Source organism: Magnetospirillum sp. 15-1, assembly GCF_900184795.1.
GTDB lineage: Bacteria > Pseudomonadota > Alphaproteobacteria > Rhodospirillales > Magnetospirillaceae > Phaeospirillum.
In genome coordinates this window covers 65,461-89,408 of sequence record NZ_FXXN01000015.1, presented here as the reverse complement: position 1 = coordinate 89,408, position 23,948 = coordinate 65,461, and the positions used below count along the sequence as shown (strand labels likewise).

Sequence of the window (23,948 nt, the reverse complement as noted above, 5' to 3'; positions counted from 1 at the left end):
GTCACTCCTCCGGCGGGACCTCGGCGGCGCGCTCGCTGCTCCTGAGATAGTGCATCTTGTCGGGGTGGATTCGGGCCACGCCGTGGTGATGGCCGCGCATGGCCTCGATCAGGGCACCCCGGCGGTCCAGCATCTCGTCGGCCATGCCCACCATGCGCGAGTTGGGCCAGGAGAAAGGGCGGATGGCCGCCAGATGGGTGAAGGCATCGGCCTCGCGCCCCGGATTGTGCTGGACCATCAGGATGATGGCCGTGGCGGTGGAGCGCGAGATGCCCATGTGACAGTGGATCAGCAGATGCTCCACCGCCTCGTCCTTCAGTCCCGCGCCGTAATCCAGAATGGCCTCCACGTCGCGGGCGGTGGCGTGGGTCTGGCCCTCCTGCGGATTGACGATGTCGTGGAAGCGCCAGATGGTGCGGCGGTGCGGGGGATAGAGGGCGAAATGCTCGGGGTCGGGCCAGCCGGGGTCCAGGATGGTCAGCACGTGGCTGATTCCGGCGCCGGCATGGGCGGGCAGTTCGTCGATACCGCAGATGGTCAGCGGAAAGGGCAGCAGCGGGGGCCTGATCGTCACAGCTGTTGAATCTCGATGTTGTGTTTCTTGAGGGCGTAGCCGATCTGGCGGGGCGTCAGGCCCAGCAGGCGGGCGGCCTTGGCCTGGACCCAGCCGCAACGCTCCATGGCCTGGACCAGACGCTCGCGCTCGGACAGGTCCTCGTCGTCGGAGGACGCGGCGGCGGCGGGGACGGACGGAGCCGCCACCTCCGGCGCCGGCGCCGGCACGGCGGGCGGCGCGGCCATGGGGCCGGTGGGCACCGGAATGGGAGCGCTGAGGGTGGGGACCGCCCTGTCGGCGGGGTTGCGCTTGTGCCACAGGGTCGAGGACAGACAGGTATCTTGCTTGCAGGACAGGTCCATCTCGTCGATGACCTCGCCCTTGCTCATGGTGGCGGTGCGGTAGACGCAGTTCTCCAACTCGCGCACGTTGCCGGGGAAATAGCAGCGCTGCAGCGCCTCGAGGGCGTTATGGGAGAAGACCATGCCCCGGCCGTTCTCCTCGTTGAACTGCTTCAGGAAGTACATGGCCAGCAGCGGGATGTCGCCCGAGCGCTCGCGTAGCGGCGGCAGGAAGATGGGCACCACGTTGAGGCGGTAATACAGGTCGGCGCGGAACGAGCCGTCGGCCACCCCGGCTTCCAGGTCGCGGTTGGTGGCGGCGATCAGGCGGACGTCCACCTTGACCGTCTTGTTGCCGCCGACCCGCTCGAATTCGCCCTCCTGCAGCACGCGCAGCAGCTTGGCCTGGAAATTGGCGGAAATCTCGCCGATCTCGTCCAGGAACAGGGTGCCGCCGGTGGACAGCTCGAAGCGGCCCTTGCGCTCGGCCACCGCGCCGGTGAAGGCGCCCTTCTCGTGGCCGAACAGTTCGGATTCCAGCACGCTTTCCGACAGGGCGGCGCAGTTGACCTTGATGAACGGCTTCTGGGCGCGGGCCGACAGGATGTGGATGGCGCGGGCCACCAGTTCCTTGCCGGTGCCGCTTTCGCCGCGCAGCAGGATGGTGGCCTTGGTCGGCGCCGCCTGCTGCACCTGGGCGAAGACGCGGGCCATGGCCTCGGAATTACCGACCACGTCCTCGAGTCCCCGGATGGGAAGCGTCGGGCGGACCTCGGCCATGCGCTTGTGCAGGCGCGCCGCGTCGGTCATCAGGGTCTCGCGGTCGTTGGCCAGCTTGCGGTGCAGGCTGGCGGTCTGGCCGATCAGGGTGGCGACCATGGTGAGGAAACGCAGGTCATGCTCGAACACATACTGGGCGCTGCCGTCCCACGAACGCTCCACCGACAGGGCGCCGAACGGCTTGTCCGTGGTCTTGATGGGCACGCAGAAGAACGACACCCGCTCGTCCTCCAGCGCCTCGTCGTTCTCGGCGATGTATTCGGCCAGCAGCGGTTCCTCGGCGGCGTCGGGCACCACCATGGGAATGCCGGTGGACACCACCTTCTCCACGGCGGCGAAGGGATATTTGAGCACGCCTTCGCGCGCCAGACGCAGCGACATGCCGGTGACGGCGGCGAGATGGGCCTGGCCCGCCTCGTCCTTCAGCACCACGGCGCCGTGGCGCATGTTCAGGTAGGAGGACAGCACGTTGAGGACGTCGTGGAGCGCCTTGTCCAGGTCCAGGGTGGCACCGAGAATCTTGCTGATCTCATAGATGCCGATCAGCGGCAGGGCGCTTTCGTCACTCTTCTGGGCCGTCATACGCATTCAATCCACCAATAGGCCATCACACGAGAACAACGCCGCAGCCATGCGCCGCGACCCGCTCCCCCCACCTTTTCTTGATTTTGCTCATAATTCTTAGTCTATCGCCGGGCCGCCGTCCACACCCGCTTGGTTCCCCGAGCGGGTGGGGGGAGAGACTCATGGGCCGATATGCAGGGCGCCGATGGGCTGGCGGCCGGTGATGCGCAGGAAATATTCGCCGGGCTCGTCCACCCGCCAGCGGATGCTGGTGCCGGCCGGTCCGACGGTGCTGTCCTCGTCGAGGACGATGTCGAAGCTGTCGGCCACCACCTGCAGCCGCAACCGCTGGGGCTCGGCCAGACGGAAGACGGCCGAGTGGGAGCCGGGCGCCAGCTTGCCCAGGGGCACGAACAGCCGCTGGCGGTCGGGAAGGGTGAGCGGGGCCAGGCTGCCGGGGTCCCAGATGCCGTTGGCGGGGACGGCCACCGGCGGCGACGGCATGCGGCACTCGGTCTTGACGCGGCTCATCAGGGTCTTGAGCCGGCTGACCATACCCTCGTCCTGCTTGCCGGCATAGCCGGCCACATGACCGGCGAGACCCTCGCTGCTGCGTTCGGTGCGCAGGGCCATGCGGCCGCTGCACTCTCCCTCGTGGCAGGTCAGGCAGATTGCGTCGAACAGCACGACGGTGGCGGTGGACATCTCCTGCGCGGCGGCCGGGACGGCGAGCGCCAGGGGCAGGAGGAGAAGGAGGAGCGCTTTGCGCATGGCGGCTCTCCCGATGATCGCGGGTTCAGGGCCAGCATAGGCCTTGCCCGTGGCATGGCGAAGCTCGGAAAAGGAGGATCAGACCTGCTTCTTCCGCGAGCGGCGCGGCGGCGTTTCGCCGGAGGTCTCCTGGGGTGCCGCCAGCATCAGGGGACGGCGGGGCAGCGAGGATTCCATCACCTGCTCGATCAGCTGGGCGGTGGCCAGGACCTCGGCCAGCTTGGCCCGCAGGGTGTCGACGGTCAGTTCCTCGGACTTGCGCTTGCGGCTGGTGGACAGGGCGCCGGCACCGGCGGCGATGAACTTGTCGACCCAATCGTCCAGCTTGGCGCGGCTGATGCCGATGGACAGGGCGATGGCCTCGGCATCCTCGCCGCGCAGCACCCGCATCACCGACTGGCGCTTGAGGGCCTGGGTGATGGGCAGGCGCCGCTTCTGCACCATGGTCAGCTTGGTGATGTTGTCGCCCGCTGTCGCCGGAGGGGTGGCAGCGGCCACGGCGACCGCTGTCTGCCGGGTGACGGCCGGAGGAGCCGCGGGCTTGGGCGCCGCGGGCTTGATCACGGCGACGCGGGCCGCCGCCGTGGGGGCTGCGGCCGGGGCGGGCTTGCCGGGCGGGGCCAGATTGACCCGGCCGGTCAGCGTATGGGTCGGCGCCGGTGCGGGCGGTGCGGCGGCAGTCGCGGGCTGAGGGGCGGGCAGGGCCGGGGCGGCTCGCGCCGCCTCGACCGTCGGAGCGGGCAGCCCCAGATGGGGCAGGCTGGGCGGGATGACGGCGTCGATCGGGCCGGGCAGGCGCGATGGCCGGCCGGCCGGCCGGGTCAGCTCGCTCTTGACCGAGATGGCCGGTACCGAGGCGGCGGTGGCGCCGTCGGTGGAGAACATGCGGCCCATGGGAATCCGTCCCGCCGAGCGCGACGGGATGGTCAGCACCGCGCCGGCGCGGATGTGCTTGGGCAGCAGGCGGACGACGGCGGGGCGGACACCTTCCGCCGCCTGGGGCGGCGTCGCCAGGGCCGGGACCTGGGCCGGGACTTCCTGGCCGGCGGGCCGGGGCGGCAGCGGCTGGATGGCCAGGGGCTGCGGCGCCACGGGGGCTGCGGCCGGGGCCGGGGGAGCCGAGAGCGGCCGGGCCGGAGCGGATTGGACTGGAGCGGACTGGGCCGCATTGGTCTGGGCGGCGGCGATGGCCCGGTCGGCCAGTTCCGAGGCCGGCATCTTGACCGGGGTGATGCGGGCCAGGGCCTGACCCTCGCCTTCCCCGGCCGGTCCCGGCAGGGCGGCCGGCGGCTTCAGCTTCTCGAGGACCTTCTCCACCTCTTCCAGGCAGGTGACGGCGGTTTCGACGATGGGCGTGAAGCCGTGGGTGGTGACCAGACGGTTCAGATAGGCATGGGTGCCGGCGGCATAGAGGACGGCTTCGTGCCCGGCGCCCGCATCCTTGACGAATTTGCGGACCCGGTGGGGAATGCGCCGCAGGATGCCTTGCCGGCGGTTGGACAGGACCTTGAAGTTCATCACCTCGAACAACAGGTCGGTGTGCTGTCCGGGATGCAGACTCTCGAACAGCCATTCGATCAGGCTGATCTCGCCGAATTCCAGGACCAGGAAGGTCTGCTGGGACTTCTGCCAGTCGGAGATGAAGGCATGGATGGCGGCCAGTTGCGCCGCCATCTCGTCTTGGAAGGTGATGGGGTCGAGCATGCGCCACGCCCGGTCCGCCGCCAGCGGCAGGCGGGTCGGCAGGCCGAATTCCCGGGTCAGGCGCAGCGCGACGCCCAACAGCGCCCGGCTCTGCAACCCGACGGCACCCTGGGGCGCGAAGCAGTCGCGGACCAGATCGGACGCCCTGAAATCGTCGGTGGGCGGCGGCTCGGACAGCAGCGTCGCCAGGGCCGACAGGTCGGCGGGCAGGGTCGGATCACCCTTGTCCGGGACCTCGGCCAGCGCCGCGGCGATGATGGCGCGGGCCTTGTCGTCGTGCATGGCGGGGCCGGCCGGGGCGGAGACTTCCCGCGGCGGGCCGTGGAAGGCCGAGGTGCCGCGCTGGCGGTCCCCCTCGGCGGTGACCGGCGCGAAGGCCGCGCGCAATCCGCCCACCAGACCGGTCCAGGGAGCCGCCAGGATGCGGCAGACCGTTCCCAGGAGGCCGGATTGCGGCAGCTTGGCCGGAAGCTCGGCCAGGGTGGAGCCGGAGCCGCGCAGGGCGTTCCTCGACCAGGCGATCAGACGTTCGGCCAGCAGGGCCGGCGGCAGGTCGGGACCATGCGGAGGCAAGGGGGCGGACAGTTCCGGGGCCACGGCCTGCTCTGCCTGTTCCGCCATCTGGCGGCGGCGCTGGGCGGCGCGAAGGGCAAGACGTTCGAACGGGGTCAGGTGGTGCAAGGATCTGGATTCAGGACGAGTTTTCCTCCAGCGCGGCGCCGAGGCCATGCGCTTGGTGGAAAACTTACCCTTACAACCGCCCTTAAGCTTCATAACGATGCTTGTCCGACTGGAGGCTCCCGAACCCCGCCTGTCGCTTCCTTCCCGATTCCCCATCGGGGAGGAAATTCCACCCTACACGGTACGCCCGAGATTTTAATAGTTTATGTCTTGAGCGCAAATATTTCGACCTATTCCAAAAGGCTTGGGATTCTACCGGGCGGGAACGGCGGGACGGTCCGTTCAATAGACTTGCCGGGTGTTTCGGGCATGCTATGGTTGCCGCCTCAGGCGGGGGAGAACAATGATTCCGGGTTTGGGCCGATTCATGTTCCGGGTTGTCCTGGTTCTGGTGACGGCGATGGCGCCCATGGGGGCGGACGCCGAGCCCCGGCCCTCGGGCGCCGTCCGGGTCGGGCTGCTGCCCACCATCGCCACGCTCAGCCTGCTCAGCCTGTACGATCCCCTGCGCCAGCATCTGCAGGAGGCCCTTGGCCGTCCGGTGGAGCTTTATACCGCCCCCAACTTCCAGGCCTATCTGGACGACGTGCAGGCCGAGGAATTCGACGTGCTGGTCGCCGCGCCCCATTTCGGGGTGCTGGCCTATGATCGCGGCTATGTGCCGCTGTACCACTACGACCAGGAACTGACGCCGCTGATCGTGGTGCCCAAGGGCAGCGAATTGCGCGAGGCGGCGCAATTGCGCGGCCGGCGCGTCCTGACCGCCGACCGGCTGGCGGCCCTGTCGGTGGTGGCCGAAACCTGGCTGTGGGTCGATTACCACCTGCGGGCGGGAAAGGATTACGACCTGCGCGAGGTAGCCAGCCATTCCACCGCCATCCGGGCGGTGGCCATCGGCGACGCCGACGCGGCCATCAGCAGCCCTTCGGTGATGCAGCAGGTTCCCGAGGATCTGCGCGACCGGGTGGTTTTCTTTCCCAGCCGTCTGCACATGCCCCATCAGTTCATCCTGGCCCATGCCCGGCTGGGAGACGAAGCCGTCCGGGTGATCCGCGACGCGCTTGGCCGCTTTGGCGATACCGAGCGGGGAAAGGCGTTCTTCAAGGCCGGCGGCTTCAAGGGGCTGGTTCCCATCGACGCCGACGACATCAGGCGGGCCCGTCCCTATGCCGACATGATCAGTCATAAGAGCAGGAGTGGGAATTGAGCTTCGGCTATTCGCGCCCTCCGTCCGTCCGTCCGGTCAACTCCCTGCGGCTCCGCCTGCTGGTGTTCAGCGTGGTGGTCGAGGTGGTGATGCTGACCTTGCTGGTGACCAACAGCGTCCGTCTGATCGAAAGCCATCTCGGCTCCAGCACCGAACTCCGGCTGCAGGCGCAGGAAGCCTCGTTCAACATCACCCTGGCGGGCCAGTTGGCCGAGCGCGACTACGCGGCGCTGCAAAGCATCGTCGAGGGCTGGGGCACCTCCAAAAGCATCACCTACATGGTGGTGACCAACAGCAGCGGAAAGGTGGTGGCCGCCTGGGGCCGGGACGCGGCGGCGCCGCTGCCGCCCGCCGACAAGGTGCTGTCGGCCGACCTGGGCGAGTACCGGGGCGCCTTCGACATCGTGTTCCTGGGACAGCGCTATGGCGAGGCCCGTTATGGCCTGGACACCGCCTTCCTCGGCATCGCGCGGCGTGAATTGCTGCATCAGAGCGTCGGCATCGCCATCGGCGAGGTGGTGCTGACCGTCACCCTGCTGGCCGCCATCGGCTATTGGCTGACCCGTCACCTGACCCTGCTGACCCGGGCGTCGCTCAAGGTGGCGGGCGGCGACTTCTCCATCCGCCTCAAACTGGAGGGCAAGGACGAGATCGCCGTGCTGACCCAGGCCTTCAACTCCATGTCCAGCGCGGTGGAATCGCGCATCCTCGACCTGGACGAGAGCCAGAAGCGCTTCCGCGCCATCGCCGACTACACCTATGCCTGGGAGAACTGGTTCGACGTCGACGGTCACCTGCGCTGGGTCAACCCGGCGGTGGAGCGCATCACCGGCTACAGCGTGGCCGAATGCCACGCCATGGCGGACTTCCCCCTGCCCGTGGTGGTCGAGGAGGACCGCCCCCAGGTGCGTGATTTCCTGGCGGCCGCCAAGGGCGGACTATCCGGCCACGACATGGAGTTCCGCATCCTGACCAAGGCGGGCGCGGTCCAGTGGGTGGCCATGTCGTGGCAACCCATCTTCGACGGGGCGGGCGAGCCGCTGGGCTCGCGCTCGTCCATCCGCGACGTGACGGTGCAAAAGCACAGCGCCGACATGCTGCTGGAAGCCAAGGCGGAACTGGAACGCATGCTGTTCGCCGCCTCCCACGATCTGCAGGAGCCGATCCGCTATATCCTGGCCTATACCCAGCGCCTGGACCGCGAGTTCGGTGCCGACCTGCCCGAACGGGCCATCAGCAGCATGAACTTCATCCGCGAGGGCGCCAACCAGCTCAGCCTGCTGGTCAAGGGGCTGGTGGACTACACCCGTTCCAACCGCCCCATGGCCGCCTTCGCCCCGGTGGATTGCCGCCGGGTGGTGGAGCAGGCCATCGTCGATTGCCGCGCCATGTCCGGTGGGACCAAGGCCGAGTTCCGGGTCGGCGACCTGCCCATTCTCCATGCCGATCCGGTGCTGCTGTTCATCCTGTTCGAGAACCTGATCAGCAATGCCATCAAGTTCGTGCGGCCCGACGTGGTGCCCGAGGTGGCCGTCACCGCCGAGGCCATGGAGGACGGCTGGCGCATCGACATCCGTGACAACGGCATCGGCATCGATCCGCAATACCTGCAGAGCATCGTCCGGCCGTTCTCGCGCCTGCATTCCCGCTCGACCTTTCCCGGTGCCGGCCTGGGGCTGGCCTCGGCGCAGAAGGTGGTCAAGATTCACGGTGGCCGGCTGTGGCTGGAGTCCGAGCCCGGAAAGGGAACCACCGTGCATATTTGGCTGCCCACGGCGGCGCCGTCCGAAGCGCTGTGATCAGTCGCCGGTCCGCAATTCCTGTGGCGCGCGGAAGCTGAACTGGACCGGTGCCGCCATCACGGCGGCGCGGGTACGGGCGAAGGCGGCCTTGAGGTCCTCGGGCAGGCGGTTCTCGCCGCCGGCGGCGCGGGCGATCTCCACCAGGGACGGCGCCCCCTTCTCGCCGCCGGTCACCCGCAGGGTATGGCTCCTGGCGGCGAACATCAGATCGTGGATCAGGGTCCGCTTGTTGGCCGCCACCGCCTGACGCGCCCCGGCCAGGGCCGCCTCGGCGCCGAGGGCGGCGAACAGGGTGACGCGGTGGTGGGGATCGATGCCCGACGGCGACAGATGGCCGTAGGCCGACAGTTCGACCTCGACGGCCCCCTTCAACTCGCGGGCCAGGGAACGGATGGCGGCGCGGTAATCGGCATAGGCCTCCAGTACCGCGACGATGGCGCCGGTATCGGCGGGCAGCACGATATTGATGTCGGTCGAGGTGCTCCACGGCTTCAGCTTGCCGGGTTGAACGACGCGCGCCTTGGTCCGCGCCAGATCGGGGGCACCCTCGCGGATGGCGCGGAAGGTCTCCATCTCGGCCCCCGACGAGAAGCCGACGCCGAAATCGATCATCACCCCGCCGATGGTCTCGGTCTCGGGGTCCAGGAGGCTCATCAGCACATCGTCGATGGACAGTTCCGACCAGCCGGTCAGGCAGGCCAGCATGTCGGCGCCGGCATACTCGCACGATTGCAGCAGCCCCTGCGCCTTGGAGCGGGCCGGCTCCTCGGAGTGCTCGATGAAGGTCTCCAGCGAATCGCGGCTGACCAGCTCGATGCCGTTCAGCACGGTCTCGCCGCCCTCGCCGGTGACGCGGCCACCGGCTTCGGGCAGGGAAATGCGGGTCCAGGGGCGCAGCCAGGACAACAGGCCGGCGATGGTGTCCACGTCCGAGCCCTGCACCGGCAGCACCAGACCGAACTCGCCGGCCGGGACCTCGAAGAAGCGGAAACGGGCGGCGGTGACCATGCCGGTCCAGCCCTGCATGCCCTGCACGTCGGCCATGGCCTCGGCCTCGGCCAGACGGGGCTCGTCGCCGCCATCGGCCACGCAGACGGCGTCCAGGGTGCCCAGCGGGCTGAGGCGCAGCGGCCCCATGCCGCCGGTCGCTACCACGCCGCCGACGAAGGCCGAACCGATGCTGGTCAGGTCGACCAGGACGCGGGCGTTGGGGCCGACGGCTTCGGCCAGGGCGGCGTTGACCTGGGTGAAAGTCAGGCCGGCACCGGCCGATACCAGTCCCTTGCCGGCATCGATGGCCACCTGATGGGTCTCGATCCGGGCGAGCGGCGTATCGGCGGCGACCATCTCGGCGGTCAGCGCGCCCTTGGGGCGGATGGCGACGATGCCGGCGAAACCGGCGATCTCTTCGTCCTTGTAGTCATAGGACCCGATGGCGCTGGTCAGTCCGCCGGCCGGCATCACCGCCCAGTTGGCGCGCACCGCCTCGGCCACCGCCGACGCGATATGGCGGGTGGCGAGCAGGCGGGCCCTGATGGGCTTGCCGCCGTCGTCGGTCAACTCCGCCTGGGGCAGCGAGGAGAAATCGATGGGAGCGCTCATGATCCGCGAGGTTCGGGGTGTGCGGGCCCTCCCATAGCACTTCCGGCACAGGAATTGATACTCCCCGAAGGGGCGGGATGCGTCATGACGGGCATGCACATCTTGGAATTCCTCCCGATCGCCCTCATCTTCGGGGCATGCCCGATGGAGAAAAACATCTGACCGTCACCATCCTGTCCGCCGTCTCGGAGATCGAGGCCGCCGAGTGGGATGCCTGTGCCGGCACGGACAATCCCTTTATCCGCCACGCCTTCGTCGACGCCATGGAGCGGTCCGGGTCCGCCTGCTCGCGCACCGGCTGGCTGCCGCGCCATCTGGCGGTGCGCGACGGCGAGGGGCGGCTGCTGGCGGCGGCGCCGCTTTATCTCAAAAGCCATTCCTTCGGCGAATACGTCTTCGACTGGAGCTGGGCCCAGGCCTACGAGCGGGCCGGCGGCAAGTATTATCCCAAGCTGCAATGCGCCGTGCCCTTCACCCCCGTCACCGGGCCGCGCCTGCTGGTCCATCCGGCCGAGGACGGGCAGCGGCTGCGCCGGGTGCTGGCAAGCTCCATGATCGATCTGGCCCGGCGGCTGGGCGTCAGTTCGGCGCATGTCACCTTCCCGACCGAGGCCGAGTATGACGGCCTGGGCGAGGCCGGCTATCTGCAGCGCCTGGGCAGCCAGTATCACTGGCGCAACCAGGGCTATGGGAGTTTCGAAGACTTCCTTGGGCAATTGTCCTCCAGGAAGCGCAAGCAGATCCGCAAGGAGCGCGACGCGGTGGCGCGGTCGGGAGTCAGCCTCTCCACCCTGGTGGGCGGCGACGTCAAGGCGCGGCACTGGGACGTCTTCCATGCCTTCTATCAGGCCACGGTGGACCGCAAATGGGGCCGCGCCTATGTCAACCGCGCCTTCTTCGAGGAGTTGTCGGCCTCGGTCCTGGCCGACAGCGTGGTGCTGGTGTGGGCGGAAGCCGACGGCGAGCCCTTGGGCGCCGCCTTCAACATGCTGGGCGCCGACACGCTCTACGGCCGCACCTGGGGCGGGGGAGGCGGGCGGCAGGTGGATTTCCTGCATTTCGAGGCGTGCTACTACCGCGCCCTGGACTTCGCCATCGCCCACGGCCTGGCCCGCGTCGAGGCCGGCGCTCAGGGAGAACACAAGGTCAGCCGGGGCTATCTGCCGGTCCCCACCTATTCCGCCCACTGGATCGCCGATCCCGGCCTGGCCGAGCCGGTGGCCCGCTATCTGGCCCACGAGCGCGCCATGGTGGCCGAAGACATGGCCGAGCAGGCCATGGAAGGGCCTTTCCGGAAAGGCTGAGCCGCGTTTAGACTGCGGACCTCGACACCGCGGGAGACGGGATTTGGCCGCCGAAGGCCCGACGCCGGAACAAAAGGCCGATTATCTGGTGCGCAAGCTGGAACAGACCATCCGCGACAACCGGACGGTCAAGGGCATGTCGTTCCGCACCTGGCAGGCCATCGCCAAGGAAGAGATCGTCAACGCCATGCGCGAGCACGAGAAACGCCAGACGCGCCATGACCAGACGGTCAACCGGCTGGTGCTGGCCTCGGCGTCGTCGCTGGTGACCATCGGCTTCTGGGGCGCCATGGTGGCGGTCAACAGCGCCTATGGCGGCGTGGCGGCCATCATCGTGCTGGTGGCGGGCGCCGCCCTGTTCTTCGTCACCGCCGATTGGGGCATCAAGCGCTTCACCTCAGGCTACAACAAGCAGAAGCGGGTCGAACGCCTCGCCCATATCGAGGAATTGGACAAGCGCATCAAGCGCATGGAGCACGACATGAAGAAGAAGGCCGACCGCCTGAAGGAGACCCAGGCCAAGCTGGGGGAGATCGAGGTGTGAGGCGCGCCGGCCTCATCGTCGTCGCCCTCCTTCTCGTCGCCATCCTCGGCCTGCTGTCGCCGCCCGGCCGCCGCGCCATCGATACCGCCCGCCTGATGGTGGCCCTGGCCGGCTCTCCCGCCCCTGCCGCCGTCCGCTCCATGACCTATGGCGGCGGGCGCGCCGATCTTCACGGCGAGAGGGGGCCGGTGCTGGTGCTGCTGCCCGGCGCCGCGATCGCCGGCAAGGATGATCCCCGTCTGGTCCGCTTCGCCGCCGCCCTGGTGGGGGCGGGCTGGCGGGTGATGGTGCCCGATCTGGCGGGGGCCAAGGCCCTGACCCTGTCGGCCGCCGATGCCGCCGAGGTAGCCGAGGCGGTGCGCCGCGCGCCGGGGAACAAAGTGGCATTGGCCGCCATCTCCTACGCCGCCGTCCCGGCGGTGCTGGCCGGTCTGGAGCCCGATGTGGCGGCCAAGGTCGCCGTGATGGTGGCGGTGGGGCCGCCCTATGACGCGCGCCGGGTGATCGGCTTCTTCACCACCGGCTTCTGGCGGGGCAAGCGGCTGGAGCCCAATGCCTACGGCAAGTGGGTCTTCGTGCTGAGCAATGCCCGCCGCCTGACCGATTCCGGCGACCGCATCCTGCTGGAAGCCGTCGCCCGGCGGCGCATGGCCGATTTGGGTGCGGCCATCGGCGATCTGACCGGGCGGCTGGGGCCCCAGGGGCGCGCGGTCATGGCGCTGCTCGACAACGCCGATCCCGCAAGGGTGCCGGAATTGATCGATGGCCTGCCGCCTGGTATCGGCGACGAGATCAGCCGCCTGGACCTCGCCGCGCGTGATCTGTCGGGTTTTGCCCCGGAGGTGCTGGTCATCCACGGCAGCGACGACCGCATCGTGCCGGTGGGCGAGGGCGAGGCCTTGGCGGCGGCGGTGCCCCGTGGGCGGCTCTACCGTCTGGGCAATCTGGCCCATGCCGATCTTACAGCCTCGGGCCTTGCCGACGCCGCGACCCTGGGCCGCGCCGTCTACCGCCTGCTGGAGTGGCGCGACCGGATGGGGTAGAACCCAGCCCATGACCCTTTCTTCCCCCTTCGATGTCATCGTGATCGGTGCCGGCGCCGCCGGGCTGATGTGTGCCGCCGTGGCCTCGGCGCGCGGCAAGCGGGTGGCGGTGGTGGACCACAACGACCAGCCGGGGCGCAAGATCCTCATCTCGGGCGGCGGCAAGTGCAACTTCACCAACCGCACCGTGACACCGGCCCAATACCTGTCGGCCAATCCCCATTACGCCACCTCGGCGCTGAAGCGCTATGGCCCGGCCGATTTCCTCGACCTGATGAAGCGTTACCGCATCGCCTGGCACGAGCGCGAGCACGGCCAGCTGTTCTGCGACGTCTCGGCCGGTGACATCGTTTCCATGCTCCTGGCCGAATGCGGGGCGGGGGGCGTGGAGATGGTGCTGGGGGCCAAGGTCGGCGCGGTGACCGGCGACGGCCCCTTCCGGGTGGCGACCAGCCGGGGAACCTATGAGGCCGCCGCCCTGGTGATCGCCACCGGCGGCCTGTCGGTGCCCAAGATTGGCGCGACCGGCTTCGCCCATGCCCTGGCCGGGCGCTATGGCCTGTCGGTGGTGGCGCCCCGGCCCGGTCTGGTGCCGTTGACCTTCACCGGCGCCGACCTCGACCTGATGCGCGATCTGGCCGGCATCGCCGTTCCCGCCGAGGTGCGTTTCGGCAAGGCGCGGTTCCGCGAGGCGGTGCTGTTCACCCATCGCGGTCTGTCGGGGCCGGCCATCCTGCAGATCAGTTCCTATTGGCAGACCGGTCAGTCGATCTTGCTCAATCTGCTGCCCGACCAGGATGCCGGCGCCCGGCTGCTGGAGCGCAAGGCCGCCCGCCCCAACGCCCAGGTGGAGACCATCGTCGGCGAGTGGCTGCCCGCCCGGCTGGCCCGCGCCCTGGCCGAGCGGGCCGGATTGCTGGGCCGACCGATCGGTCAGTCGACTAATGCCGCCCTGGCCACGTTGGCCCGCCTGTTGTCCGAGTGGCCGCTGGTTCCGGCGGGCAGCGAGGGCTATCGCACCGCCGAGGTGACCCTGGGCGGCGTCGATACGGCCGGTCTTTCATCCAAGACCATGGCGGCCAAATCCCATCCGGGCCTGTTCTTCGTCGGCGAGGCGGTGGACGTGGCCGGCTGGCTGGGCGGCTATAACTTCCAGTGGGCGTGGTCGTCGGGCTGGGTGGCCGGGATGAATCTGTAATAACACCTATGCATACCACCATTTGGGGGTGACCGAAGGTATTGTGTCCTGGCAGAGTGTTCCCTGGGGTCGAAAGGGAATTCGCCATGCCCATGTCACCATCCGCCAGGATCGTCCGCCGGCTTCTGCCTGTTTCGCTGCTGGGATTCGGCGTCTCGGCGGTACTGTTCCTGATGGTCTCGCACCTGGAGCAGGCCAGCCAGGAAGCCCGCTTCCGCCAATTGGCCGAGCAGCGTCTGGTCGCGGTGCATGCCAACGTGGACATCGCGTTGAACGCCGTGGACATGGTGGTGGGCCACTTTACCGCCACGCCTCCCCTGGCGACCGACGCGGTGGGATTCCGCCGCATGGTGGAGACCACCCTGGCCAAGCACGATTTCATCCAGGCCCTGTCCTGGGACCCGCGCGTCAGCCCCGAGACCTTGTCCACCTACAATATTCTGGCGCGGCGCGAGGGGCGCGCGGGCTTCTTCATCTTCGAGCGCGATGACCAGGGCAATCCGGTTCCCGTGGCCCGCCGCCCGGAATATATCCCGGTCTATTACATCGAGCCCCTGCAGGGGAACGAGAAGGCGGCGGGCTTCGATCTCGCCTCCCATCCGGTTCGCCGGGCGGCGCTGAGCGCGGCGCGCGACAGCGGCCGGCCGGTGGTGACCGGGCGCATCACCCTGGTGCAGGAGACCGGCGAGCAATACGGGGTGCTGGTCCTGGCCCCGGTCTACCAGGGCGGGCGCACCGACGATCTCGGGCGTAACCGGCGGAATCTGCTCGGCTATGTGTCGGGCGTTTTCCGCCTGGGCGATCTGGTGGCCTCGTCCGAGGCGGCGGAGGAAAACGGGCAACGGCCCCGTCTGGTGGACCTGCACCTGTTCGACACCTCGGCGCCGCCGGAGAGCAGCCTGCTGGCGCCCAAGGCCTCGACCCGTACCCTGGAGGATCTTCAGGCCGGCATCCACGTGGCCCAATCCTTCGAGGTGGCGGGCCGCGTCTGGAGGCTGGTGGCCAGTCCCGGTCCGGCTTTCGCCGAGAACGGCCGGCCGCTGGCCTCCCACGTCACGCTTGGGCTTGGGCTGCTGGCGACCCTGTTCTACCTGTTCTACGTCAATGCGGGCATGGACCGGGCCGACGTGGCCATGCGCTTTGCCCAGGATATGGAGCAGGCCAAGCGGCGCCTCGGCGATGCCCAGCGGATCGCCTCGCTCAGCCATCTGGAATACCAGCCGGCCACCGGCGAACTCACCATCGGCGAGGGGGCGGCGGCCATGCTGGACCTGCCCGAGGGCATGATCGGCGGCGCCGTTCATCAGGTCTTCGCCCATGTGGAGCCCGACATGCGCCGGCGTCTGGCCGATGCCTTCTCCGCCCTGGATCGCGTATCCCTGGATCTGGAATTCAAGGTGGGCGAATCGGGGCGGATCGTGCATGCCCTTGGGCGATTGCCGGTCTCGGGGACGGTGACGCTGATCAGCCTGCAGGACGTGACCGAACGCCGCGCCGCCGAGAAGGAGCGGGCCACCATGATCGAGCGCATGGAGGCGCTGGGCACCCTGGCCGGCGGCATCGCCCATGAGATCAATACTCCCACCCAGTACTTGGGGGGTAACATCGCCTTCATGAAGGAGGGGCTTACCTCCCAGATGGATATCGCAGACGTCGTTCACCGGGCCGTCCATGACGGCGGCGGCCCGATCACCGCCGAGTCCGAGCCGGGCCAGGGCGCCACTTTCCGCGTCGTCCCGCCCAGCCTCTCCGGTGGCCAGGCCGGCTGACGGCGTATGGCGGGCGAGACAGACCGTTGGCCTACAGCGCCAGCCCCAGCCGCGTTCCTTCCTCGAAGGCGGCCAGGGCATCGAGCCTGGAAGCGTCGCGGGCGCCGCCGATCAGTTGGACGTCACGGCCCAGGGCCCGCAACTCGTCGGCCAGATCGCGGCGCGGCTCCTGGCCGATGCAGACGATGACGGTGTCGGCCTCGATCAGCCTGTCCTCGCCGTTCAGGGTGATGTGCAGGCCCCGGTCGTCGATGAAGCGGTAGGTGACGCCCGCCAGCATGTCCACGTGGTGGCGTTGCAGGTGGGCCTTGTGAATCCAGCCGGTGGTCTTGCCCAGGCCGGTACCGGGACGCTCGGCCTTGCGCTGCAGCATGGTGATGGCGCGCCGGGCCGGCGGCGGGGCCACCGGCTCGGTCAGGCCACCGCGTCCGGTGAAGGCGCGGTCGATGCCCCATTCGGCGTTGAAATCCGTCTCGTGATCCTCGCCGACCAGATACAGCGCGGTATCAAAGCCGATACCGCCCGAGCCCATGATCGCCACCCGGGCGCCGGCCCTCTTTCGACCCGACAGGATGTCTTCGTAGCCCACCACCTTTTCGTGGTCGGCGCCGGGCAGGTCGAGCTTGCGCGGCCGTATGCCGGTGGCCAGCACGATGCGGCCGTAGGAGGCGAGATCGCGGGCGGTGGCCGGGCGGCCCAGATGCAGTTCGACACCGGCCCGCTTCAAGGCCTGGGTGTAATAGGCGGGGGTGGCGAGGTATTCCTCCTTGCCCGGCACGGCGCGGGCCAGGATGAACTGGCCGCCCAACTCGTGGGAGGCGTCGAACAGGGCGACCTGATGGCCGCGCCGGGCCGCTTCCAGGGCGCAGGCCAGACCGGCGGGGCCGCCGCCCACCACGGCGATGCGCCGGGTTTCGCAGGGCTGCCGCGACATGAACTCGCCTTCCCGCCCGGCGCGGGGATTGACCAGACAGGTGGCGGCGCCGCCCGAGAAGATGGGGTCGAGACAGCCCTGGTTGCAGCCGATGCAGGCGTTGATGCCGTCGGGCTCGCCGGCCGCCACCTTGGCGGCGAAGGCGGGGTCGGCCAGCAGGGGACGCGCCATGCTGACCATGTCGCACTGGCCCTCGGCGATCAGGGATTCGGCCATATCCGGGGTCCTGATGCGGTTGCTGGCCGCCACGGGAATCCCGACCATTGCCTTGACCCGGGCGGTGGCCCAGCTCCAGGCCCCCTGGGGCACCGTGTGGGCGATGGTCGGTACCCGCGCCTCGTGCCAGCCGATGCCGCTGTTGATCAGGTCGCAGCCCTCGGACTCGATGGCTCGGGCGACGGCCACCACTTCGTCGGCGGTCAGGCCGTCCTCCACCAGATCGACCATGGACAGGCGCACGCTCATCATGGGGACCTCGCCCAGGGCGGCGCGCACGGCACGGACGATCTCCACCAGGATGCGCATGCGGCCGTGCAGGTCGCCGCCCCAGCGGTCGGTGCGCTTGTTGGTGCGCGGCGCCAGGAACTCGTTGATCAGATAGCCTTCCGAGGCCATGACCTCGACGCCGTCATAGCCGGCCTGGATGGCCAGCCGGGCGCAGCGGGCGTAATCGGCCACCGTCTTTTCGATCTCGGCATCGGAGAGTTCGCGCGGGGTCTGGCTGTTGATGGGCGCGCGGATGGCCGATGGCGCCACGATGTCCTTTTGCCGGGAATAGCGGCCGCAATGCAGGATCTGCATGATGATCCGCCCGCCCTGGGCATGTACCGCCCCCGTCACCAGCCGGTGGCCGCCCAGCTCCGCCTCGGAGGTCAGCACCGTGCCGTCATGGCCGAAATTGCCCTGCTCGTTGGGGGCCACGCCGCCGGTGACGATCAGGCCGATGCCGCCCTTGGCCCGCTCGGCATAGAACTCGGCCAGCCGGGGCCAGGCATCGGGCAGGCCTTCGAAGCCCAGATGCATGGAGCCCATGATCATGCGGTTGGGCAGCGTGACGCCGCGGAAGGTGATCGGCGACAGCAGATGGCGGTAGCGCATGGCGGCCCTCATAATGGCATTGCGGTACCATTATGCCGGATGTGGCGTGGGGCGCAATATTTCGAGCGTTTCGAAAAAGGGGGCGGGAGGGCCTCAGTCCCTGATGCCGAACTCGCGCCACAGGCGGGTCAGGGTGCCGTCCAGGTCCATGGCGGACAGGATCTTGTCCATGTCCTCGGTGGTGATCGGCCCGCCGGCCCGCACCAGGGCGCGGTGGGCGTAGCGCTGGTCGAAGCGTTCGGAGACCAGCAGGCGCGGGGCGGCCTCGGGCCGGCTGCGCAGCCAGCGCTTCAGATAGGCGTCGGTGACCACCGCCACGTCGCCACGATCCTTGAGAATGGCCTCGATGCTGGCGGAATTGTCCCGGACCAGGGTTATGCGGAAGCGCGACGCCAGCACGGCCGGGTCGGCCTCGAAGCCGGCGAAGCCGTAATGGTAGCCCAGCAGCCCCACCATGCGCTTGCCCGACAGGTCGGCGAAGAACTCCTGCCCCCGCCCCGGCTGGGCCAGGGCGACGTAAAGCTCGCCGCCGTCGAGGAAGACGCGGGATGCCCGGATGGGCAGCTTGCGCTCGGTCCATCCCCAGTCGGGGCTTTCGAACAGGATGGCGTCGAAATGGCCGGCCTCGAAATCCTTGTACCGGCGGTTGGGCGAGGTGGGGACGAACTGGAAGGTGAAGCGGTCCTGGTGGGCGTTCATGGCCTCGATCAGGCGCAACGCCAGCCCATCCGGCTGACCCGCCGCGTTGGTCTCCACGAAGGGGGCGAACTCGTAGCCGCCAACCTTGATCACCTGCCCGGCCCAGGCGGGCAGAGCCGCCAGCATGCCCAGAATGACGAGGCAAATTCTCAGCATCCGCGATCCCCTCTTCGCCGCATTTCGGTGCGGCCTGTCACGCCTCGTCACACTATGACGGAAGTAGGCGGGATGGGGAAGGGGTGGTTGAACCCTCGGGCGAGGACGCGATTAATCAGGACGGGGTTTTTAAGCCAGGACGCGGTTGCCGGCTTTTTCTATAGCGTGATGCCCAAAATGTGCATCACGCTATAGGCTTTATCATTGTCCCTCGCCGGGCGGGCGCATCCGCGCCCTTGGCCGCGCCCTCAACGGGCGCTGGAGCGGCGCGCCTCATATTTGAGGCGCGCCGCTCTGGGTCAGGACGCGGTTGCCGGCTTTTTCTAGGTCAGGACGCGGTTGCGTCCGGCGGCCTTGGCCCGATACAGCGCGGTGTCGGCGCGGGCCAGGATCTGGTCGAGGCCGGATGCCTCGGAGGTCCGTTCGGCGACGCCCAGGCTGGCGGTGATCCGCAGCGGTGGCTGACCCTCGCCCAGCGGCAGGTCGATGGCGGCCACCGCCTGACGCAGGCGCTCGGCCACCAGCAGTGCGCCGGCCAGCGACGTCTCGGGCAGCATGGCGGCGAATTCCTCGCCCCCCAGCCGGCCGAAGGAATCGATCTCGCGCAGATTGGCGCGGATGGCGGCGGTGGCGGCCTTCAGCGCCCGGTCGCCCACCGCGTGGCCGAAGCGGTCGTTGACCTGCTTGAAGTGGTCGATGTCGATCATCAGTACCGAGACTGAGCCGCCGTAACGGCCCGAACGCTCCAATTCCTGCTCGGCGGTGACGAAGAAGGCGCGGCGGTTGAGGCAGCCGGTCAGGTCGTCGGTGGTGGCCAGATGGCGCAACTGGCTTTCCATCCGCTTGCGCTCGGTGATGTCGGTGACGATGCCGATGGTGCCCATGGGCTCGTCCGGAGTGCCGCGGCAATCGCTGCGCACCATGCCCTTGCTGACCACCAGGGTACGGGTGCCGTCCGCCCGGTCGAGCGAGGTCTCGAACGACATTCCCCCCTGCCCACCCCTCGACAGGCCGTCATCGGCCTGCTGGTCCAGATCGGCCAGGGGATGGGGCAGCACGGCGGCGGCCGGCATGCCGTGCCAGTCCTCGGGGCCGACGGCGAACATCTCGCGGAAGGCGCGGTTATAGAGGCGCAGCGAGCCGTCGGGGTCCTTGAACCACAGGGGATTGGGCAGCAGTTCCACCAGGCTTTCGGCGAAACGCCGCGCCTCGTCCAACTGGCAGGTCCGCTCGGTCACCCGGCGTTCGAGGGTCGAGGCCATGGCCTCGATGGTCGATAGGTGAATCCACGAGCGCAGCCCGCCGATCAGTGAGGTGAACAGCTTCTGGGCGGTCAGTTCGGTCTTGGAGCGGTAGTCGTTGATGTCGTAGGCCAGCATGACGTCGCGCTCGGGGGCCTCGCCCGGCTGACCGGTGCGCAGCACGATGGCCAGCCGGCGGTTGCCCAGGTCGTCGCGCACATGGCGGATCAGCGACAGGCCGGCATCGGGCGTCTCCATCACCACGTCCAGCAGCATCACCGGGATATCCTGGCGGCAGGCCAGCACGGCGCGGGCCTCGGTGCCCGACATGGCGCTGATCACCTCGAACCCCTTGCCCTGGAAGCTGAAGTCGCGCAGCAGCACCCGGGTCATGGAATGGACGTCGGGGTCGTCGTCCACCACCAGCACCGGCCATGGCGCGGCGCCATCGGTCGGCTGTGGATGTTCGGCCCGCCGCAGCGAAAGCTTGGCCTTGCCGGCCGGGGCAGGGCCCGTGACGTTCGGGTTGTTGCTCATTGTCTCATGTTCTACCCAGGCCATTGGTCATGCCACCCCCGGTTTGCACCGGAGTGTGACGAATGGTTAGGGGCTGAGGGGCATCAGGATGGTGAAGACGGTGCCGCGCCCGGCCGGCGATTCGGCGGCGACACTGCCGGCCAGCGGACCGGTCACCAGATTGTAGACGATGTGCAGCCCCAGGCCGGAGCCGCCGCTGCCGCGTCGGGTGGTGAAGAACGGATCGAAGATGCGGCCCAGATGCTCGTCGGGGATGCCCTTGCCGTCGTCCCCATAGGTCAGGCGCACGGACTCGGCACCGTCGCGCTCCACCGTGATGGACAAGGTGCCGGTCTGGCCGGAATCGTAGCCGTGGACCAGGGAATTCATGATGAAATTGCCCAGCACCTGCGACAGGGCGCCGGGATAGCTGTCCATGACGATGCCCTCGGGGCAGGCGAGGAGCACCGTGTGGCCCGCCTGGCGCAGGTGCGGTCCCAGGCTGGCCAGGGTCTCGCGGATATAGGTGGCCAGATCGAAGCGGCGGCGTTCCGACGAGGTGCGGTCCACCGCCACCTGCTTGAAGCTGCGGATCAGTTCGGCGGCGCGCTCCACATTGGTCAGGATCAGGCCGGTGGTGTCCTTGACCGTGTCCATGAAGCGCTCGAAATCCTCGACCGAGATGTCGTCGGCCTCGAACAGCTTGCGCATGGAGGCGGTGGAATCGGCCAGATGGGAGGCGCAGGACAGGGCGATCCCCACGGGGGTGTTGATCTCGTGGGCGACGCCGCCCACCAGGGCGCCCAGCGAGGCGAGCTTTTCCGCCTGGACCAGGGATTCCTGGGCGGCCTTCAGGGTTTCCAGGGCATCCTCGGCCTCGGCCTTGCGCTTGCCCAGTTCCTGGTTGACCGAGGCGAGCTGGGCCTGCAGGCGGTCCGAGACGCGGACCAGACGGCGCTGCTCGCGGACGCTGCGGCTGTAGGCCTCGATCAGCGTGGCGATGCCGTCGCGCACCGGCTCGGGGGCCTGCTCCAGCCTCCGGCGCAGGTCTTCGGCCTGTTCGAGGCTTTTTTCCTCGGCGTCGAAGAGGTTGAAGCTACTCAACGCTGACCAGGTTGAAGGCGACGTGGTTCAGGTCTTCGGCGAAATCCTCGCCGAACTCCTTCATGGTGTCGTCGTCGGGGGCGTAGGCCCAGTTGACGGTGATGCGGCAACCGGCTTCCGCCGCCTGGTCGAGCATCTGGAACATGTTCATCAGCGCCTTGGCGCTGGAGCTGTTGAAATAGGTCAGGTCGAAGTCGAACGCCACGTCGCGGCCCTTGGCCGAGCCCAGAAAGGCCTCCAGGGCCGAGAAGATGGGGCCGAACACGGCCGACGCATCCTCGGGATAGGACTCGCCCTTCAGGCTGAGGCGCCCGGCGGCGAAATCGAAATCCACCGCAGGCGAGCGTTCGGTGGCCGCGATCGTCAAATTGTCCATAAGCACCTCAGATGGAGACCTTCATGCAGAAGAAGAACTTCTGGTCATCGATGGGGTCGAAATCGAACTCGATGGGTGCGCTGGCGCGCCGGGCGATCTCGATCAGGCCGATGGTGGCGCCCTTGCTCTGCTCCTCGGGCGCCTCGCGCAATTGCTCCTTGTAGTAGGCCTTGATGGCCTCGCGATCCATGGAGCGCAGCCGTTCCAGCCGTTCCCGCAGCCGGGGCTCGTCCGCGGCCATCACCACGTTGGCGCAGACGATGAAGAACCGGTCGTTCTCGGTGCCGATGGTCACCATGCCCGACGACAGCTCGATGGATTGCCCCTTGTCCCCCGACAGCTTCTCGGCCGAATAGCGGATGATGTTCTGGGCTTGCTCGACGAAGACCGAGAACACCTTCTTCACCGTGGTGACGTTGGCATCCTCCAGCGTCATCTTCTGGCGCAGCGCGTTGCCCAGGGAATACAGGATCTCCTCGGACAGATAGCCCGAGAACGAGAAGATGATGCCGCGCTGGTCGAGGTCGTGCTTGAACGATCGGTACTGTTTCGCAAGCATGCCGGCTACCTGTTGCCTTCACCAAGAGCGTCGACGGTATCATCGGGGGCGGGGGCGCTCAAGCCGTCTTGTACCGGGTCGATTCCCTCGGCTCCCGCGCCGGGCGACGGGCGCAGGCGCACGGTGAAGCGCGAACCCGTCTTCAGCCGGCTTTCCACCGTCACCGTGCCGCCATGCATCTCGACGATCTGGCGCACCATGTGCAGGCCGATCCCCGAGCCGGGGATGCCCTTGGAATTGGCGGCGCGGTGGAAGCGCTCGAAGATGTTTGGCAGGTCCTCGGACGGGATGCCCATGCCCTGGTCGGTGACGCTGATGGCCACGTCGGCGCCGTCGGAGGCGGCCTCGACCCTGACCTGGGAACCGGCCGGGGAGTACTTCACCGCGTTGCCCACCAGATTGTTGATCACCAGGGCGATCATGCCGGGGTCGCCCCACACGGTCAGGCCGGGAGCCGCCTCCGCACGGTACAGGTGGGTGGGCGACGCCACCCGGTAATGGGACAGGGTCACCTCGATCATCGGGCCGATGTCGAAGGACTTCTCGTGCAGCACGATGCGGCCGCTGTCCAACTGCTCGTCGGCCAGACAGGTGTCGATCAGGCCCAACAGCCGCTGCACGCCGCCCCGGATGGTGTCCAGGCGGGCCACGCCGCCGGGATCGCTCTTTTCGACCCGGATACGCAGCATCTGGGCCGAGGAATCGATGATGGCCAGCGGGGTGCGGAACTCGTGGCTGACCATGGAGAGGAATTGGCGCAGTTGCCCCTTGGCCTCGGTCTCGCGCATCAGCGCCGTCTCGGTGCGGGTCTTGGAGCGGGCCAGGGCCTCGTTGCTTTCGCGCAGTTCCGCCGTGCGGTCCTCCACCTTGCGCTCCAGCGAGGCGTTGAGATCGGACAGTTCGGCGGCGAGGCGCTGGATGGTGGTGATGTCGCCCCAGGCGCGCAGCGCGCCCACCAGGGCGGTGAACATCTTCTGGGCGGTCAGCTCCGCCTTGCTCTTGTAGTCGTTGATATCGTAGGCCAGCACCACGTCGCGCTCGGGGGCGTCGCCGGGCTGGCCGGTGCGCAGGATGATGCGGACGGTGCGGTTGCCCAGCTCCTCGCGGATGTGGCGGACCAGGCGCAGGCCGGCATCGGGGGTCTCCATCACCACGTCCAGCAGCACCACCGGAATTTCGGGCTGCAGGTCGAGGATGGCGGCGGCCTCGGCGGCCGAGGCCGCCTCGATGCACTTGAACGGCCGCCCCAGATACGACAGGTCGCGCAGAATGACCCGGGTCATCTGCAGAACCTGTTCGTCGTCGTCGACGATCAGGATGGGCCACGGCGGGGCCGAGGAGGCGGGGGCGGAGGGGGTGCCGCGCGGCTTTAACGCAAGTTTGCGCGGTCCCGCCATGG

The 23,948-nt window shown here is 68.5% G+C and carries 19 protein-coding genes; 7 read left to right on the top strand and 12 right to left on the bottom strand.

All coding sequences use genetic code 11. The annotated features are described in order from the left end of the window. Nucleotide 1 precedes the first annotated feature (1 nt). The 4 genes from CP958_RS02680 to CP958_RS02665 form a co-directional block, all read right to left on the bottom strand. The gene (locus CP958_RS02680) at nt 2-574 is read right to left on the bottom strand and encodes a protein-tyrosine-phosphatase (RefSeq protein ID WP_096700472.1); all 573 of its coding nucleotides are present in this window, start codon (nt 572-574) and stop codon (nt 2-4) included. Beyond that, nucleotides 571-2,259, bottom strand: coding sequence for a nif-specific transcriptional activator NifA (gene nifA, locus CP958_RS02675; RefSeq protein WP_096700471.1), 1,689 nt, complete (start codon nt 2,257-2,259; stop codon nt 571-573). Before nifA ends, CP958_RS02680 begins: the two co-directional genes overlap by 4 nt. Before the next feature lie 162 nt (nt 2,260-2,421). Continuing rightward, complete coding sequence (locus CP958_RS02670; protein WP_096700470.1) at nt 2,422-3,012, bottom strand: hypothetical protein; 591 nt, start codon at nt 3,010-3,012, stop codon at nt 2,422-2,424. 78 nt (nt 3,013-3,090) lie between these two features. Further along, the gene (locus CP958_RS02665; protein WP_096700469.1) at nt 3,091-5,397 is read right to left on the bottom strand and encodes a helix-turn-helix domain-containing protein; all 2,307 of its coding nucleotides are present in this window, start codon (nt 5,395-5,397) and stop codon (nt 3,091-3,093) included. 367 nt (nt 5,398-5,764) lie between these two features. Here CP958_RS02665 and CP958_RS02660 point away from each other — a divergent pair, with 367 nt between their 5' ends. Together CP958_RS02660 and CP958_RS02655 are read left to right on the top strand one after the other, a co-directional pair. After that, entirely contained in the window at nt 5,765-6,604 is an 840-nt protein-coding gene (locus CP958_RS02660) for a phosphate/phosphite/phosphonate ABC transporter substrate-binding protein (RefSeq protein WP_242442706.1), read from the top strand. Beyond that, complete coding sequence (locus CP958_RS02655) at nt 6,601-8,403, top strand: ATP-binding protein (RefSeq protein WP_096700467.1); 1,803 nt, start codon at nt 6,601-6,603, stop codon at nt 8,401-8,403. Before CP958_RS02660 ends, CP958_RS02655 begins: the two co-directional genes overlap by 4 nt. On the opposite strand, the gene CP958_RS26210 is transcribed toward CP958_RS02655, so the two are convergent. After that, complete coding sequence (locus CP958_RS26210) at nt 8,404-10,008, bottom strand: FAD-binding oxidoreductase (RefSeq protein ID WP_096700466.1); 1,605 nt, start codon at nt 10,006-10,008, stop codon at nt 8,404-8,406. 137 nt (nt 10,009-10,145) lie between these two features. On the opposite strand from CP958_RS26210, the gene CP958_RS02645 reads away from it, so the two are divergent. From CP958_RS02645 to CP958_RS02625, 5 genes are all read left to right on the top strand, one after another. Then, nucleotides 10,146-11,312, top strand: coding sequence for a GNAT family N-acetyltransferase (locus tag CP958_RS02645; protein WP_096700465.1), 1,167 nt, complete (start codon nt 10,146-10,148; stop codon nt 11,310-11,312). Between the two features lie 43 nt (nt 11,313-11,355). Next, the gene (locus CP958_RS02640; protein ID WP_096700464.1) at nt 11,356-11,856 is read left to right on the top strand and encodes a hypothetical protein; all 501 of its coding nucleotides are present in this window, start codon (nt 11,356-11,358) and stop codon (nt 11,854-11,856) included. After that, complete coding sequence (locus tag CP958_RS02635; RefSeq protein WP_096700463.1) at nt 11,853-12,899, top strand: hypothetical protein; 1,047 nt, start codon at nt 11,853-11,855, stop codon at nt 12,897-12,899. The genes CP958_RS02640 and CP958_RS02635 overlap by 4 nt, the downstream gene beginning before the upstream one ends. 10 nt (nt 12,900-12,909) lie before the next feature. Beyond that, the gene (locus CP958_RS02630; protein ID WP_096700462.1) at nt 12,910-14,097 is read left to right on the top strand and encodes an NAD(P)/FAD-dependent oxidoreductase; all 1,188 of its coding nucleotides are present in this window, start codon (nt 12,910-12,912) and stop codon (nt 14,095-14,097) included. An 86-nt stretch (nt 14,098-14,183) separates the two neighbouring features. Then, a complete protein-coding gene (locus CP958_RS02625; RefSeq protein ID WP_141400395.1) occupies nt 14,184-15,866 on the top strand; it encodes a CHASE domain-containing protein in 1,683 nt (560 codons plus the stop codon). Nucleotides 15,867-15,897: 31 nt separating this feature from the next. On the opposite strand, the gene CP958_RS02620 is transcribed toward CP958_RS02625, so the two are convergent. From CP958_RS02620 to CP958_RS02590, 7 genes are all read right to left on the bottom strand, one after another. After that, complete coding sequence (locus CP958_RS02620) at nt 15,898-17,898, bottom strand: NADPH-dependent 2,4-dienoyl-CoA reductase (protein WP_096700460.1); 2,001 nt, start codon at nt 17,896-17,898, stop codon at nt 15,898-15,900. A 93-nt stretch (nt 17,899-17,991) separates the two neighbouring features. After that, on the bottom strand, nt 17,992-18,753 hold the full coding sequence (locus tag CP958_RS02615) for a transporter substrate-binding domain-containing protein (protein ID WP_096700459.1): 762 nt from the start codon (nt 18,751-18,753) through the stop codon (nt 17,992-17,994). A 323-nt stretch (nt 18,754-19,076) separates the two neighbouring features. Further along, on the bottom strand, nt 19,077-20,531 hold the full coding sequence (locus CP958_RS02610; protein WP_096700458.1) for a diguanylate cyclase: 1,455 nt from the start codon (nt 20,529-20,531) through the stop codon (nt 19,077-19,079). Between the two features lie 66 nt (nt 20,532-20,597). Next, nucleotides 20,598-21,614, bottom strand: coding sequence for an ATP-binding protein (locus tag CP958_RS02605; RefSeq protein WP_096700457.1), 1,017 nt, complete (start codon nt 21,612-21,614; stop codon nt 20,598-20,600). Continuing rightward, nucleotides 21,607-21,990, bottom strand: a complete 384-nt coding sequence (locus CP958_RS02600) for a DUF1987 domain-containing protein (RefSeq protein ID WP_096700456.1) — start codon at nt 21,988-21,990, stop codon at nt 21,607-21,609. Before CP958_RS02600 ends, CP958_RS02605 begins: the two co-directional genes overlap by 8 nt. 7 nt (nt 21,991-21,997) lie before the next feature. Beyond that, nucleotides 21,998-22,549 carry a SiaB family protein kinase gene (locus CP958_RS02595; protein WP_096700455.1) on the bottom strand — a complete coding sequence of 184 codons (552 nt, stop codon included), beginning with the start codon at nt 22,547-22,549 and terminating at the stop codon, nt 21,998-22,000. A 5-nt stretch (nt 22,550-22,554) separates the two neighbouring features. Beyond that, on the bottom strand, nt 22,555-23,946 hold the full coding sequence (locus CP958_RS02590; protein WP_096700454.1) for a hybrid sensor histidine kinase/response regulator: 1,392 nt from the start codon (nt 23,944-23,946) through the stop codon (nt 22,555-22,557). Nucleotides 23,947-23,948 lie beyond the last annotated feature (2 nt).

Bases quoted from the DNA above. Each gene is read 5' to 3' on its own strand.
- CP958_RS02645 (WP_096700465.1), top strand. From the start codon at position 10,146: ATGCCCGATGGAGAAAAACATCTGACCGTCACCATCCTGTCCGCCGTC.
- CP958_RS02615 (WP_096700459.1), bottom strand. From the start codon at position 18,753: ATGCTGAGAATTTGCCTCGTCATTCTGGGCATGCTGGCGGCTCTGCCC.
- CP958_RS02610 (WP_096700458.1), bottom strand. From the start codon at position 20,531: ATGAGCAACAACCCGAACGTCACGGGCCCTGCCCCGGCCGGCAAGGCC.
- CP958_RS02620 (WP_096700460.1), bottom strand. From the start codon at position 17,898: ATGCGCTACCGCCATCTGCTGTCGCCGATCACCTTCCGCGGCGTCACG.
- CP958_RS02630 (WP_096700462.1), top strand. From the start codon at position 12,910: ATGACCCTTTCTTCCCCCTTCGATGTCATCGTGATCGGTGCCGGCGCC.
- CP958_RS02590 (WP_096700454.1), bottom strand. From the start codon at position 23,946: ATGGCGGGACCGCGCAAACTTGCGTTAAAGCCGCGCGGCACCCCCTCC.
- CP958_RS02660 (WP_242442706.1), top strand. From the start codon at position 5,765: ATGTTCCGGGTTGTCCTGGTTCTGGTGACGGCGATGGCGCCCATGGGG.
- CP958_RS02625 (WP_141400395.1), top strand. From the start codon at position 14,184: ATGCCCATGTCACCATCCGCCAGGATCGTCCGCCGGCTTCTGCCTGTT.
- CP958_RS26210 (WP_096700466.1), bottom strand. From the start codon at position 10,008: ATGAGCGCTCCCATCGATTTCTCCTCGCTGCCCCAGGCGGAGTTGACC.
- CP958_RS02595 (WP_096700455.1), bottom strand. From the start codon at position 22,549: ATGCTTGCGAAACAGTACCGATCGTTCAAGCACGACCTCGACCAGCGC.
- CP958_RS02600 (WP_096700456.1), bottom strand. From the start codon at position 21,990: ATGGACAATTTGACGATCGCGGCCACCGAACGCTCGCCTGCGGTGGAT.
- CP958_RS02670 (WP_096700470.1), bottom strand. From the start codon at position 3,012: ATGCGCAAAGCGCTCCTCCTTCTCCTCCTGCCCCTGGCGCTCGCCGTC.
- nifA (WP_096700471.1), bottom strand. From the start codon at position 2,259: ATGACGGCCCAGAAGAGTGACGAAAGCGCCCTGCCGCTGATCGGCATC.